We start from the raw sequence: 15,257 nt of genomic DNA on the forward strand, positions 1-15,257 counted from the left end.
AACACAAATTTTGAGCCATACACAAACCCAAGGAGCCGCCAAACGCTGCTATTTTTGTGCCCTATTTCGGATACAGCGGCGGTAGCCCGCTGTCAGCCACCGGGTCCTGGATGCCTTCCGCCGTGGGTATCGCGCGGATTGCCCGCCACAGGTCTTCACCTTGCCACTGCTGCCCGGTCTCGCTGTACAGCGCGCCGTTCAAACCATCCAGGGCGTCGGACAGCGGTACAAAACGCGCGGCCATGTCGGCGAGGGTTTCCGGTTGTTGCCGGGCCCAGGCGTCGAGGGCCTGGCGGGTGGCGTGGGAGTCGTTGGCCAGGCAGGCGCGTTTGAGTTCGTCGAGCACGGTGCGTGTGCTCGGGCCCGCATGCGCGGCGCGCAGGATCGCGGGTTGCCAGCGTGCACGCCACCAGAGGCCGAAACCCAACAGCGTGGTGCAGAGCAGAATCAGGCTGGTCAGCTGCCAGCGCCACACGGTATCGGGGTCAGCCGCTGGGGTGATAGCCACGGTGCTGGCCGGCGTGTCGACCGTCAGGCTCGGATTGTTCGCCACTTGCAAGGTGCGCGCGGGCAGACTGGTGTGTTCCAGGTGATCTTCAAAGGTGTTCCACCAGACCACGTCCACGGCGGGCAACTCAAGCTCGCCGCTGCGGACCGGGACCAGCGCTTCGCGGTCTTCGCGACTGCCGATCAACCCGCGCTCGCTGTTTTGATTAACCAGCAGCGGCTGATCCGGATACCGCCGCAGGCCGTTGATGTCGGTGGCTGGCAGCGGTGGCAATTGTGCGCTGGAGAGGCCTTCAGCCTTAAGCGTCAGGCTGCGGGTGAGCGACTCGCCAGCCTGCGCCTGTTCCGGCTCCGGGTTCCAGCTTTCGCTCAGGCTAACGCTGCGAGCCGGCAGCCAGGGTGCGTCGACCGGATAACTGACGGGCTTGGCTTTGACAGTAAGCACCATTGCGCTGGAGCTGACGCGCAGCATTTTCCCCGATTTTGGCGATTCGGTATCCTGGGCCGGGTGTGTTTCGACCAGTGTGGCGCTGAATGCCTGCGCCGGAATGCTCAGTGGCCCGCTATGTTGCGGGTAGATCGCGTAGCGCATCTCGATCACGCCGTGACGCACGCCCTTGATGTCTTTTTCATAGGTTCGCGAGGCTCCGAGCTGCTCGATGCGCGCGTCAGGAACCTGCAGCGGGGTCAGGCTGCTGTCGTCGTACAGCGACACCGAATGGTAGATACGCAGGGTCAGGATGGCCTGGGCCTGCACATAAACGCTGTTCTGATCGAGACTGGCCTCGATGAACACCGGGGCCAGTCTGCCCGTGTTGTCCTGATTGTCGCTTGCAACCACCTGGAGAGTGAGCGGCTCGCTCTGCACGTCGCCCAACTGCAACGATGGGATCACCACAGTGCCATTCTGGCGCGGCAGCAGGGTGATGATCCAGCGCGTGGTCGCGCCGGAATCGCCATTGATGGTTGTCAACTGGTTGACCTGACGCGTGCCACGAACGTCGAACTGCGGCTCGAGCGCAGCCAGATCGGGTTTGCCGAACTGCGTCACATCGGTGGATTCCAGGGTCAGCTCTACTGTCTCGCCCGAATTCAAGCGACTGCGGTCGACACTGGCAACCAGTCCCACAGCCTGTACTTCAGTGGTGCACAGCAGCAGCGCCAGCATGGAAATCGTGAAGCGGGTCATCGGGTTTTTTCCTGATCCTGATGTTGTTGCTGTTCGTACCAGAATTTGCGTCTGAGCAATTCACCCGGATCGTCCGGTATCTGGCGCAGCCATTGCTCCAGCGCCTGCTGTTGTTCGCCATCGATGCTGTCGGTGGCCGGACGCAGCGGCGGGCGGGTGTGCTGTTCGTCGCCGAGTTCGCTGCCCGGGACTTCACTGGCGCCCGATTTAGTCGGCGCGGTCGCCGGTTGCTCGGTGTCGGGGGGCGGCTTACCGGCCTCAACTGCCGTTTCGCCGTTGCTCGACGGCTGCGTCGCCGCGCCCGGCGATGGTTCCTGCTCCAGCGGTTGTTCATCGGCAGGCGGCTCGTCCGGCTCAACCGGCGGCGGGGTGTTTTTCTGCTTCAACAGGTTTTCCACCAGCGCCTTGTTAGTCAGGGCCGGGCGCAAATCCGGTTGGCGTTCCAGGGCCTGCTCATAGGCATCAAGCGCGGCTTCCAGTTCACCGCTTTTGGCCAGGGCGTTGCCACGATTGTAGTGGGCGTAAGCATCCTTGCCTTCGGCGAAGCGCTGGGCGGCGCCACTGTAATCGCCAGCCTCATACAGCGCCACGCCTTGCCATTGCGCATCTTCGAAGTGCTGCGCAGCTGCGGCCGGTTGTTTCTGTCTGAGCAACTGCAGCCCGCGCTGATCGGGGCGCAACCACAAGTCTTCGAAGTCGAAGGCGTAACTCGGTTGCGGTACCAGAAATAGCAGGGGCAAACAGAACAGCCAGCCACGACGACCGGCACAGGCGGCAAGCAGTAACAGCGGCAATAACAACCAGTGACCTTGATCGGCCCAGGTATCAAGACGCACGGTCTGGCCGTCATTGCGCAAGTGGCGAGGGCCATCGAACAGACCCAGCGCACGTAGGTCGGCGTCTTCCAGGCGGGCGTGACGATAACGCCCATCGACGCTCTCGACGAATGTTTTCAAGCCGGGTTCATCCAGGCGCGACACGAGGATGGCGCCCAGTTCATCCTTGAGAAAACTGCCGTCTTCCTGGGTGATCGGTGAGCCTTCGCGCGTGCCAACGCCCAGCATCAGCAATTGGGTGGATTTACCTTTGAGCGCTAGATCAATCCCTTCGCGCTCGAGTTCGTTCAGCGACGAACCGATCAGCAGAATACGACCATCGCCGAGTGCAGCCTGGTTCAGCAGCGCGAGGGCTTTGCGCACGGCGAGATCGGCGCGATGGCCGGCTGCCGGCATCAGCGAGGGTTTGAGCGCGTCGAGCAGGTTGCGACTGGTGGAAAAATCGTCCGAAAGCGGCACCAGCGTGTGCGCGCTGCCGGAATAGACAATGATGGCTGTCTGCGCGTCGCTGCGCCTTTGAAGCAAATCGAAGACTTTGCGTCGGGCTTGTTCCAGGCGATTGGGTGTCACGTCGGTGGCGAGCATTTCCGGGGTCAGCTCCAGGATCACCACCAGAGGGTCGGCCGGTTTCTGGCTGGTTTGCTCGACCCGGTCCCAGCTCGGGCCCAGCAACGCCAGCACCGTCAGTACCCACGCGACACCGAGCGACACCCATGGCACTTTGCTTTCGCGGCCATTGCCACCACTGAGCAACGCCGCATGAAAAGCGGGCGGCAGGATCATCTGCCAGCGCCCGGCGCGCTTTTGCCGATGCCAGAGTTGCCAGAGCAACCAGCCAAGCACCGGCAACAGCAGCAGCCACCACGGGCGGAACCAATATGGCCAGAGCACGCTCACTTGCGCCTCCGCAGACGCAAGCGGTTGAGCCGCTGGCGCCAGTCAGGCAATTGCGCCTGCAAAAACAAGTCTTTGGTAAACAGGCGCTGTATCGGGTTATGCGGCCAGCGTTCGCGCACCACCAGCAATATGCTGAGCAACAACGCAAGCGCCAGGGGCCAGTGATACAACGCCTGGGCAGGGCGTGCCTGAGTCGGTTGTTGGGTCACCGGTTCCAGTTGATCGAGGGTTGCCTTGATCGCTTGCAGTTCCTCACCATCGCGGGCCCGGAAGTACTGGCCGCCGGTAATCTGGGCGATTGCCTTCAAGGAGGGCTCATCGAGGTCCAGACTCGGATTGATGCCGAGCAAGCCCGCCGTGCCGCTTTGCTCGGGATCACCACCGATGCCGATCGGATAAATTTTCACGCCTTCGCGGGCCGCGAGCCGCGCCGCCGTCACCGGGTCGATTTCGCCGCCGTTGTTGGCGCCATCCGTCACCAGAATCAAAACCCGGCTCTGCGCCGGACGCAGGCGCAAGCGCTTGAGTGCCAGGCCAATGGCATCGCCGATCGCGGTGTTTTTCCCGGCAATGCCGATCCGGGCTTCGTCCAGCCAGATGCGCACGGTACGCCGATCGAAAGTCAGCGGTGATTGCAGGTATGCCTTGCTGCCGAACAGGATCAGGCCGACGCGATCGCCTTCACGACTTTCGAGGAAGTCCCCGAGCAAGTGCTGCACCAGCGCGAGGCGACTGACTTCATCGTCCTGCCACTGCATGTCGGGAAAATCCATCGAGCCGGAGACATCCACCGCCACCAGCAAATCGCGACCACTGGCCGCGATGGGCAGCGGCTCTCCCAGCCATTGCGGGCGTGCCGCCGAGATCAGCAGCAACAACCACAGCAGCAGGAATGGCGCCTGTTGCCGCCAGGCCGGCAGATTGGCCCGGGCGCGGCGGCGTGCGAGACCCTCGAGATCGCCGAGGAAGCTGACTTTCAGTGCCGGTTCACCGCTGTCGGCCGCCGGCAACACGCTGCGCAACAGCCAGGGCAGCGGCAGCAGGACGAAGATCCAGGGCCAGGCGAACTCAAACATGTTTGCGGATCCACGTATCGACAGCCTGGGTGAGGCCGGCGATGGCTTTGTCGTCGAGTTTGCATTCGGGTTTATAGGCGCCTTCGACCAGAATCATCCAGCGCGTCAGGCCGGCGGCGGGGCAGCGATTGTCGAGAAATGCCAGCCATTTGCGCCCATTCAGCGTGTGGCTTTGACTGTAGGGATAATGGTTGCGGCACAGGCGCTTGAGTAAACCGTTGAGTTGCTGCAGCCACGCCCCGGCGGGCGCGCCATCGTAAGGTTTGGGCATCAGCGCCAGTTCGGCCAGGGCTGCGACGCGCACGGGATCGAGCGGTTGCTCGGCGGGTGCAGCGACACGTTCAGACGGCAGAAAGCGGCGCAGTTGCCACAGGCCGAAACCCAGCAGCGGGAACAACAGAATCAACAACCACCAGCCAGGCGCCGGAGGCCAAAAACCAATGGGCGGCGGCGAAATCAGCGGTTGCAGTTGATCGAGGCTGCTCATCGGCCTTTCCCTGGGCGCTCGGGATTGAGGTACTCGCGCAACTGTTCGACCATCTCGCTCTGGGTGCTCAACGGCATCAGCAGCACGCGCAGTTTTTGCGCCAGCAATTCCCAGCGGGCGATACGCGCTTCGGCTTGTGCGCGATAGGTTTGGCGCAGATCATAATTTAGAGTGTCGAGTTCCAGTTGCGCGCCACGTTCGGTGAAGCGCAGAAGCCCGGCGGCCGGCAAGGCATGGTCGAGCGGGTCGGATACCGGCAGCAGCAACAGGTCGCAATGCCGCGACAACAGACTCAGTTGTTGCTCGGAACCTTCAGTCAGTGCGCGTTCGTCGCAGATCACGATTACCAGACTGCCAGGGCGCAATACCTCGCGGGCGCGGCGCAGCGCCATGTTCAACGAGTCGCGATTCTGCTCGCTTTCGGTGTGCAGCGACTGATTGACCCGCACCAGCCGGTTGAGCAGTTGCAGCAGACTTTGTTTGCTGCGCCGCGGTTTGATCTCGTAATGCTCGTTGTCGCCGAACACCAGCCCGCCGACGCGATCGTTGTGACCGAGCGCAGCCCAGCCGATCAGGCTTGCGGCCTGCGCGGCCAGCACCGATTTGAACATCAGCCCGGAACCGAAAAACAGTCGGCGACTTTGCTCGACCATGATGAAAATCGGCCGCTCACGTTCTTCGTGGAAAAGTTTGGTGTGGGGTTCCTGAGTGCGTGCGGTAACTCGCCAGTCGATGGTGCGCACGTCATCGCCCGCCTGATAAACCCGCACCTGATCGAAATCGACGCCACGCCCGCGTAGCTTGGAGTGGTGCAGGCCAATCAGCGGGCTGCGCTGGCTTGGCGTGGAAAACAGCTGCACTTCGCGAACACGATGGCGCATCTCGATCAGTTCGCTAAGGCTGATGCGGATGCCCGTTTCGGGCGGCAGGCTGGCGTTCATCGGGGTCAAGCGACGGCTACGACGTCGAGAATCCGCTGGACCACCCGGTCCTGATCGATGCCCGCAGCTTCGGCTTCAAAGGACAGAATGATGCGGTGACGCAACACGTCGAACAGTACCGCTTGAATATCTTCAGGGCTGACGAAGTCTCGGCCGGCCAGCCATGCGTGAGCGCGGGCGCAGCGGTCCAGGGCGATCGAACCCCGCGGGCTGGCGCCGTAGGCGATCCACTCGGCCATCTCCGGATCGAACTTGGCCGGCGTGCGCGTGGCCATGACCAGTTGTACCAGGTATTCCTCAACTGCGTCGGCCATGTACAAACCGAGGATTTCCTTGCGTGCGGCGAAAATTGCCTGCTGGCTGACGCGGCGCTCCGGTTTGGTTTCGCCGTTAAGCGCTTCGCCACGGGCCTGCTGCAGGATGCGGCGCTCGACCGCGGCGTCCGGGAAACCGATTTTGACGTGCATCAGGAAGCGGTCGAGTTGCGCTTCGGGCAATGGATAGGTGCCTTCCTGCTCGATCGGGTTCTGTGTGGCCATCACCAGAAACAGTGGCGACAGTTCGTAAGTGCTGCGTCCGACACTGACCTGACGTTCGGCCATCGCCTCCAGCAGGGCTGACTGCACCTTGGCTGGCGCCCGGTTGATTTCGTCCGCCAGCACCAGATTGTGGAAGATCGGCCCTTGCTGGAAGACGAAACTGCCGGTTTCAGGGCGATAGATTTCTGTGCCAGTGATGTCGGCGGGCAGCAGGTCCGGGGTGAACTGGATTCGATGGAACTGGGCTTCGATGCCCTCCGCGAGTTCTTTGATGGCCTTGGTCTTGGCCAGACCAGGGGCACCCTCGACCAACATATGGCCGTCGGCGAGCAGGGCGATGAGCAAGCGCTCGATGAGCTTTTCCTGGCCCAGAATCTGCGTTGAAAGAAAGGTTCGCAGCGCGAGCAGCGCTTCACGATGTTCCATCGATGACTGTTCCTGCAAAGGGTGGCCGCAGACGTTCTGCTAACGCCAGGGCTGGGGGCGTTACTTTAATGCATGGTGGGGGGCGGCGACTAACGGCATTTTGTGCAAAGTGCGGGAATAGATGAGTGAAATTGACAGAAAATGCAGGCGCAGAGGGTGATGTGTTCTTTCAGGCCCCCTCGCGAGCAGGCTCGCTCGCACCGTTGACCGAGTTGTTTGATCGGGGTGCGATCAATGTGGGAGCGAGCCTGCTCGCGATGAGGCCGGCCAGGGCACCCTCAAATTTCGCTGATATAAGTCCCGGTCCCCTTGAGAATGTTCTGCAAAGTCTCCTCAACCTCCGCCAAATCCGCCGCATCCGTGCTGTGCGTAATCTCCAGCGAATCATCGCCATTGAGCGCATCCGCGTCGCCAGCGGCGATTTCGATCAGCAGCCGGGCAGGGCTGAGCGTGACTTTCACACCGTCCAGCGTCGAAGGCTCGCCATCCAGGGTGATTTCCAGTTCAGCCTCGTCCGGGTAACGCGTCATCAGGAACATTTCGCCCTGATCGCTGTGGCAGGCGAGCATGGCCATGTCGTCTTCTTCCTCATCACAAGGGTTGACGATCAAGAGAGCGGTAGTCATTTGCATGGGGTCATCCTGGATCGGAGTGTTATGAGCGCAACAAAAGGCGATTCTGCCAGCTCGCGGGAATTAATGCTCGTCATGGTGTCTGAGCATGGGTCGTGAGCGTTCGGTATGTTGCCGGTCATTTCCGGTACGCAGGGTCGCAAATACGGACGCAACCCGCCCGTTTTTTCCTGTGGCTGCTAGTGTTGTTCCAGGCGCGGGCCGCAACCTGCATACCGATGACCGAATATGTCGCAGCACCGCAAGCACGGGCCTTGCCGCACTGGTTAAGCTGCGCATCGAATGGATACCCGTAAAGACAGTGCGCAATCCATCGCGCAGTGGTTTTTGCAGATGCCCATTCATGGAAGGTGAATGTGACCTGAGTGTCTCGTCCAGCTTCACCCACCTGTCACCCTGTTTCCTCTGCCCGAGAATCAGGAACAGGGCGACGGATCGCCCCGAAAGGGGTTTTGCACGCGACGCTTCCATCAATAACAAGCCCAAGCGGAGTACCACAGATGGCGTTCTTCACCGCAGCCAGCAAAGCCGACTTCCAGCACCAACTGCAAGCGGCACTGGCGCAGCACATCAGTGAACAGGCACTGCCACAAGTGGCGCTGTTCGCTGAACAATTTTTCGGCATCATTTCCCTGGACGAGCTGACGCAGCGTCGGTTGTCCGACCTCGCTGGCTGCACCCTTTCTGCATGGCGTCTGCTTGAGCGCTTCGATCACGCGCAGCCGCAAGTGCGCGTTTACAACCCTGATTACGAACGCCACGGCTGGCAGTCGACCCACACTGCAGTGGAAGTGCTGCACCACGACCTGCCATTTCTCGTGGACTCGGTGCGTACCGAGCTGAACCGTCGCGGCTACAGCATTCATACCCTGCAAACCACCGTGCTGAGCGTGCGTCGCGGCAGCAAGGGCGAGTTGCTGGAAATCCTGCCCAAAGGCACCCAGGGCGAAGGGATCCTGCAGGAATCCCTGATGTATCTGGAAATCGACCGCTGCGCCAATGCGGCCGAATTGAATGTCCTGAGTAAAGAACTGGAGCAGGTGCTCGGCGAAGTCCGCGTCGCCGTCGCCGATTTCGAGCCGATGAAAGCCAAGGTCCAGGAAATCCTGACCGGCCTCGACCACAGCCAGTTCTCCGTTGACCCTGAAGAAAAAGCCGAAATCAAAAGCTTCCTTGAATGGCTGGTGGGTAACCACTTCACCTTCCTCGGCTATGAAGAATTCGTGGTCAGCGATGAGCCGGACGGTGGCCACATTGTCTACGATCAGAACTCATTCCTCGGCCTGACCAAACTGCTGCGCCGCGGCCTGACTTACGACGACCTGCGCATCGAAGATTACGCGGTCAATTACCTGCGTGAACCGACCTTGTTGTCGTTCGCCAAGGCCGCGCATCCGAGCCGTGTCCACCGTCCGGCTTACCCGGATTATGTGTCGATCCGTGAAATCGACGCCGACGGCAATGTCATCAAGGAATGCCGTTTCATGGGCCTGTACACCTCGTCGGTGTATGGCGAGAGCGTGCGGGTCATTCCGTACATCCGCCGCAAGGTCGAAGAGATCGAACGCCGCTCCGGTTTCCAGGCCAAGGCCCACCTCGGTAAAGAACTGGCGCAGGTGGTTGAAGTGCTACCGCGCGATGACCTGTTCCAGACCCCGGTCGATGAACTGTTCAGCACCGTGATGTCGATCGTACAGATTCAGGAACGCAACAAGATCCGCGTGTTCCTGCGCAAAGACCCGTACGGTCGTTTCTGCTACTGCCTGGCCTACGTGCCGCGCGACATCTACTCCACCGAAGTGCGCCAGAAGATCCAGCAAGTGCTGATGGACCGTCTGAAGGCTTCGGATTGCGAATTCTGGACCTTCTTCTCCGAATCGGTGCTGGCTCGCGTGCAGTTGATCCTGCGTGTCGATCCGAAAAACCGTCTCGACATCGACCCGGTGCTGCTGGAAAAAGAAGTGGTACAGGCCTGCCGCAGCTGGCAGGACGATTACGCCAGCCTGACCGTCGAAAGCTTCGGCGAAGCCAGCGGCACCAACGTCCTGGCCGACTTTCCGAAAGGCTTCCCGGCCGGCTACCGCGAGCGCTTCGCCGCGCACTCGGCCGTGGTCGATATGCAGCACCTGCTGAGCCTGAACGAAAAGAATCCGCTGGTGATGAGTTTCTACCAGCCATTGGGCCAGGTTTCCGGTCAGCGCGAGTTGCACTGCAAGCTGTATCACGCCGACACGCCACTGGCTTTGTCCGACGTCCTGCCGATCCTGGAAAACCTTGGCCTGCGCGTGCTCGGCGAGTTCCCGTATCGCCTGCGTCACAATAATGGCCGCGAGTTCTGGATTCATGATTTCGCGTTCACCGCCGCCGAGGGCCTGGAACTCGACATCCAGCAGCTCAACGACACCTTGCAGGACGCGTTCGTCCACATCGTCCGTGGCGATGCCGAAAACGATGCGTTCAACCGTCTGGTGCTGACCGCCGGCCTGCCATGGCGCGACGTGGCGCTGCTGCGTGCTTACGCACGTTACATGAAGCAGATCCGTCTGGGCTTCGACCTTGGCTACATTGCCAGCACCCTGAACAACCACACCGACATCGCTCGCGAACTGACCCGGTTGTTCAAAACCCGTTTCTACCTGGCACGCAAGTTGTCCAGCGATGATCTGGAAGACAAGCAGCAGCGTCTGGAACAGGCGATTCTGACCGCACTGGACGATGTTCAGGTACTGAACGAAGACCGCATCCTGCGTCGCTACCTTGACCTGATCAAGGCGACCCTGCGCACCAACTTCTATCAGACTGACGCCAACGGCCAGAACAAGTCGTACTTCAGCTTCAAGTTCAACCCGCACCAGATTCCAGAGCTTCCGAAGCCGGTACCGAAATTCGAAATCTTCGTCTACTCGCCACGCGTCGAAGGCGTGCACCTGCGCTTTGGCAACGTGGCACGCGGTGGTCTGCGCTGGTCCGACCGCGAAGAGGATTACCGCACCGAAGTGCTGGGCCTGGTAAAAGCCCAGCAGGTGAAGAACTCGGTGATCGTTCCTGTGGGGGCGAAGGGTGGCTTCCTGCCGCGTCGTTTGCCACTGGGCGGCAGCCGTGACGAGATCGCGGCCGAAGGTATTGCTTGCTATCGCATCTTCATTTCCGGCCTGTTGGATATCACCGACAACCTGAAAGACGGCGCGCTGGTACCGCCGGTCAACGTCGTGCGTCATGACGACGATGACCCGTACCTTGTGGTGGCGGCGGACAAGGGCACGGCAACGTTCTCCGACATCGCCAACGGCATCGCCATCGATTACGGCTTCTGGCTCGGCGACGCCTTTGCCTCCGGTGGCTCGGCCGGTTACGACCACAAGAAAATGGGCATCACCGCCAAAGGCGCGTGGGTTGGCGTACAGCGTCACTTCCGCGAACGCGGCATCAATGTTCAGGAAGACAGCATCACCGTGGTCGGCGTCGGCGACATGGCCGGTGACGTGTTCGGTAACGGCCTGTTGATGTCCGACAAGCTGCAACTGGTCGCGGCCTTCAACCACCTGCACATCTTCATCGATCCAAACCCTACGCCAGCGAACAGCTTCGCCGAGCGTCAGCGCCTGTTCGATCTGCCGCGTTCGGCATGGTCGGATTACGACACCAGCATCATGTCCGAAGGCGGCGGGATCTTCTCCCGTAGCGCGAAAAGCATCGCGATTTCCCCGCAGATGAAAGAGCGTTTCGACATTCAGGCCGACAAGCTGACCCCGACCGAACTGCTCAACGCCTTGCTCAAGGCGCCGGTGGATCTGCTGTGGAACGGCGGTATCGGTACCTACGTCAAGGCGAGCACCGAAAGCCACGCCGATGTTGGTGACAAGGCCAACGATGCGTTGCGCGTGAACGGCAACGAGCTGCGCTGCAAAGTGGTGGGCGAGGGCGGTAACCTCGGGATGACCCAGCTGGGTCGCGTCGAATTCGGCCTGAATGGCGGTGGTTCGAACACCGACTTCATCGATAACGCTGGTGGCGTCGACTGCTCCGACCATGAAGTGAACATCAAGATCCTGCTCAACGAAGTGGTTCAGGCCGGTGACATGACCGAGAAGCAACGCAACCAGTTGCTCGGCAGCATGACGGACGAAGTCGGCAACCTCGTGTTGGGTAACAACTACAAGCAGACTCAAGCCTTGTCGCTGGCGGCCCGTCGCGCTTATGAGCGGATCGCCGAATACAAGCGTTTGATGAATGACCTCGAGGGTCGCGGCAAGCTGGATCGTGCAATCGAGTTCCTGCCGGCTGAAGAGGCCATCAGCGAGCGTGTCGCGGAGGGCCACGGACTGACCCGCGCCGAGCTGTCGGTGCTGATCTCCTACAGCAAGATCGACCTCAAGGAAGCGTTGCTCAACTCTCAGGTACCGGATGACGACTACCTGACGCGCGACATGGAAACGGCTTTCCCGCCAAGCCTGGTCAGCAAGTTCTCGCAAGCCATGCGTCGTCATCGTCTGAAGCGTGAGATCGTCAGTACCCAGATCGCCAACGACCTGGTCAACCATATGGGCATTACCTTTGTGCAGCGACTCAAAGAGTCGACCGGCATGAGCCCGGCGAACGTGGCGGGTGCGTATGTAATTGTTCGGGATATCTTTCACCTTCCGCACTGGTTCCGCCAAATAGAAGCCCTGGATTATCAGGTCGCGGCTGACGTGCAACTGGAGCTGATGGACGAATTGATGCGTCTGGGCCGTCGCGCCACCCGCTGGTTCCTGCGTGCTCGCCGTAATGAGCAGAATGCTGCCCGCGACGTGGCGCACTTCGGTCCGCACCTGAAGGAACTGGGTCTCAAGCTGGACGAACTGCTGAGTGGCGAAATCCACGAAAACTGGCAGGCGCGTTATCAGGCATACGTCGAAGCCGGTGTGCCGGAATTGCTCGCGCGCATGGTGGCCGGTACTTCGCACCTGTACACGCTGTTGCCGATCATCGAGGCATCCGACGTCACTGGCCAGAACGCAGCGGACGTGGCCAAGGCCTACTTCGCCGTGGGCAGTGCGCTGGACATCACCTGGTACCTGCAACAGATCAGCGCGCTGCCGGTTGAAAACAACTGGCAGGCCCTGGCCCGTGAAGCATTCCGCGATGACGTCGACTGGCAGCAACGTGCGATCACCATCTCTGTCCTGCAACAGGGCGATGGTACCCAGGACGTGGAGACACGCCTGGCGCTGTGGATGGAAGAGCACAAAAGCATGATCGATCGCTGGCGCGCCATGCTGGTGGAAATCCGTGCCGCCAGCGGTACGGATTACGCCATGTACGCAGTGGCCAACCGCGAACTGCTGGATCTGGCACTGAGTGGGCAGGCCGTCGTGCCTGCACCTGCGACAACGACAGCCAGCGCCGAACTGGAGCCGGCTATCTGATCGGCAATTGAATGAAAAAGCCCCGCATTGTGAAATGCGGGGTTTTTTTTTCCAAAAATCAAAGGGGGGGGACCGCTTCATGAATACCAAAGCATCACGTGCCATTTGCAAGCCTATTCACCACTGCCGGAAACAACCCTCCATCAGTTGCTTTCCCATCTGAGATATTCACCAGTAGCGCGACTTATTCCGTAATTCGCAAGGTCATCAAAGCCGCGTTCAATGATGTTCAGGTTGAAAGTAACCAGATTGCCCCATTGTCCGCTATAGCTGTACATCTGCCGCTCGATGGATTGCTTTTTTATAAAGGCGCCTTGATGTAGCTGCAGATAGACACTGTTCACATTTTTTCGCATGTCTTGAAGTGTGATGAGGTTTAGATCGTAGTCATAAAGCACGAACGAAGTTGATTCACTGTCTGATCCGGAGAAAGCGCCGAGAGCAGGGTTGCCATTGCCAGCGGTGCGGAGGTATTTTCCGTGATGCTTGCCGCCTCGAAACTGGATGGTGTAAGTATAGTCGTCATGGCCTATGAAATAAGCGTAGAGCGGGCCCTGTTTGGAACGGGTCACAATGTCGAGCGATACGTCCGGATCAGAGGAAGTCGTGATTTGACTTTTAAGAGTATCGAAACGTTTTCCATACGAATGTGCATCAAAGAATATGATTCTGGCGCCATCGCATGTTATTTGAGCCAAAAAAGATCGTTCATGTGAAATAGCCATAGGTCGTCCGTCCGTGTCTGTTTTATGGGGCATCCGTTGATGCCTCTACAGTATCCGAGCGGGTTTTTTTTGATAGCTGGAAAGGATTGCGTTTTATTGCGCGATAAAAAACAGGGCTTGGACAGGTGGATGGACGTCGGCAGCCCTGCAGGTCAGAAGGGCAGTTACCTGATGTCCAGCATCGATATATTATCGCTCGGCGGCTTGATCAATTGGCTCAGCGACCGATCAAACTCCTGCAGTGCCCGAACTTGCACATGCTGTTGTTCGTAAATGTCCGACACTATCTCTTCGCTACGTTTATAGTCTGCCCACAGTGGACTTAATGCTTTGGCGTCATGACCTCGGGCTGTGCCTATATAATTAAGCTGCCTGTCGTAGAAATCTGCGCTGACCTCGGCTGATATGTCGGAACTGCGCGAGGTCATCAGTTGGCTGCGGCTGTCGATAATAGCGACCACATCAGGTTTCGCAGCGTTGAGGCTTTGCAGGTCCGGGTAGACCGTGACCGATCCGAACTGTCGCTGCAGGGATGACTTGACCCAATCCACCGCTAGGTCGGGTTTGGAGGTCGCCACGTAAGCATCATGAATCGATTGCACCAGCAAGGTCTGGCCGAAACCGGTGCCGGCATTGGCCTGATAATCTTGCAGGTAAGCGCGGTTGGTCTGCGTATTGCGGCTGTAGATGATGCCCAGCGACACATTCTTGCCACTGTCCACATGAGTGGCACTGCTGCGCCCGACCGGTTCGGTGAACAACCCGTGAAGCCGATACGTCGCTTCTGGCGCGGTAGGGATGGAACAACCGGACAGCAAAACGCTAATTATCAGGGAACCAGCAAGTGCGCGTCTCATGGTGTTTCTCCAGTGAAACAGACTGAGCCGTTAATTTTTAAACAGCCGTTGGCGTGCAGCAGTCGTTTTAGACTAAACCCGAAAAGTCCGGGTGAAGAAGCTGTCCGTCGTCATCAAGGGTAAAAATTAGTTTTGTTGGATGTAAAAAATAATCACTAATTACTACAGGAGATAAACAAGCCCATAATCGAAGTTTGAGCCTGTTTATTTATGGCTGAACCAACAGCTATCAGTTTTTCAATGGTATCAGCACTTTCTCATCCGGCGACATGACCATGAACACCAACAGTTTTGCCGGCTCGGTGGCGCTGGCGTTTTTGGAGACCAGATGTTCGGATCCCGCTGGCTCGTACCAGTAATCGCCCGCCTCGAAAGTCTGCTCTTTCTCACCCTTCACCTGGGAGGTGACTGCCCCGGACAGCACATAGGCCATCGCTGTCCCGTCGTGCTTGTGAGCGATCGACGATTGCCCGGGCTGGTAATCGACCTCGATCATCATGGCCTTTTTCCCCGGGACGTTTTTCAGCGGGCGATCCTGTAACACCGTGACTTTTTCCGAAGGATCACCCGTCTCGTGGGCGAACGTTGAAGCGCAAAAGGTCAGCGCCAAAGCGGCGAGGGAAGTGGCACAAAAACGCGATACTTTCATGATAGTTACCTGTGGTGATGAGTCGTCGAGGACCACAGTAATTCGCAGATGAAGCCAATCAAACAGCCAATGTACGAGAAGGTCAGGT

11 protein-coding genes are annotated in these 15,257 nt (G+C 59.4%); 1 reads left to right on the plus strand and 10 read right to left on the minus strand.

The window, feature by feature from the left end; translation table 11 throughout:
* Positions 1 to 61 precede the first annotated feature (61 nt).
* From F8N12_RS10315 to F8N12_RS10345, 7 genes are all read right to left on the minus strand, one after another.
* Positions 62 to 1,696: a BatD family protein gene (locus tag F8N12_RS10315; protein ID WP_150580329.1), complete on the minus strand. Its 1,635-nt coding sequence runs from the start codon at positions 1,694 to 1,696 to the stop codon at positions 62 to 64.
* Entirely contained in the window at positions 1,693 to 3,429 is a 1,737-nt protein-coding gene (locus F8N12_RS10320; RefSeq protein ID WP_150580330.1) for a VWA domain-containing protein, read from the minus strand. Before F8N12_RS10320 ends, F8N12_RS10315 begins: the two co-directional genes overlap by 4 nt.
* Positions 3,426 to 4,505, minus strand: a complete 1,080-nt coding sequence (locus tag F8N12_RS10325) for a vWA domain-containing protein (RefSeq protein ID WP_150580331.1) — start codon at positions 4,503 to 4,505, stop codon at positions 3,426 to 3,428. The genes F8N12_RS10320 and F8N12_RS10325 overlap by 4 nt, the downstream gene beginning before the upstream one ends.
* Positions 4,498 to 4,992: a DUF4381 domain-containing protein gene (locus F8N12_RS10330; RefSeq protein ID WP_150580332.1), complete on the minus strand. Its 495-nt coding sequence runs from the start codon at positions 4,990 to 4,992 to the stop codon at positions 4,498 to 4,500. Before F8N12_RS10330 ends, F8N12_RS10325 begins: the two co-directional genes overlap by 8 nt.
* On the minus strand, positions 4,989 to 5,933 hold the full coding sequence (locus F8N12_RS10335) for a DUF58 domain-containing protein (protein WP_150580333.1): 945 nt from the start codon (positions 5,931 to 5,933) through the stop codon (positions 4,989 to 4,991). Before F8N12_RS10335 ends, F8N12_RS10330 begins: the two co-directional genes overlap by 4 nt.
* 5 nt (positions 5,934 to 5,938) lie before the next feature.
* A complete protein-coding gene (locus F8N12_RS10340; RefSeq protein ID WP_003218556.1) occupies positions 5,939 to 6,898 on the minus strand; it encodes an AAA family ATPase in 960 nt (319 codons plus the stop codon).
* Positions 6,899 to 7,176: 278 nt separating this feature from the next.
* Positions 7,177 to 7,530, minus strand: coding sequence for a hypothetical protein (locus F8N12_RS10345; protein WP_150580334.1), 354 nt, complete (start codon positions 7,528 to 7,530; stop codon positions 7,177 to 7,179).
* Between the two features lie 500 nt (positions 7,531 to 8,030).
* Between F8N12_RS10345 and F8N12_RS10350 the strand changes: the two genes are divergently transcribed.
* The gene (locus F8N12_RS10350; RefSeq protein WP_150580335.1) at positions 8,031 to 12,938 is read left to right on the plus strand and encodes an NAD-glutamate dehydrogenase; all 4,908 of its coding nucleotides are present in this window, start codon (positions 8,031 to 8,033) and stop codon (positions 12,936 to 12,938) included.
* Between the two features lie 143 nt (positions 12,939 to 13,081).
* On the opposite strand, the gene F8N12_RS10355 is transcribed toward F8N12_RS10350, so the two are convergent.
* The 3 genes from F8N12_RS10355 to F8N12_RS10365 form a co-directional block, all read right to left on the minus strand.
* Entirely contained in the window at positions 13,082 to 13,663 is a 582-nt protein-coding gene (locus tag F8N12_RS10355) for a hypothetical protein (RefSeq protein WP_150580336.1), read from the minus strand.
* 164 nt (positions 13,664 to 13,827) lie between these two features.
* The gene (locus tag F8N12_RS10360) at positions 13,828 to 14,520 is read right to left on the minus strand and encodes an ATPase (RefSeq protein WP_150580337.1); all 693 of its coding nucleotides are present in this window, start codon (positions 14,518 to 14,520) and stop codon (positions 13,828 to 13,830) included.
* Positions 14,521 to 14,749: 229 nt separating this feature from the next.
* Positions 14,750 to 15,169: a cupin domain-containing protein gene (locus F8N12_RS10365; protein WP_150580338.1), complete on the minus strand. Its 420-nt coding sequence runs from the start codon at positions 15,167 to 15,169 to the stop codon at positions 14,750 to 14,752.
* Positions 15,170 to 15,257 lie beyond the last annotated feature (88 nt).

Source organism: Pseudomonas fluorescens (assembly GCF_902497625.1).
GTDB lineage: Bacteria > Pseudomonadota > Gammaproteobacteria > Pseudomonadales > Pseudomonadaceae > Aquipseudomonas > Aquipseudomonas fluorescens_BQ.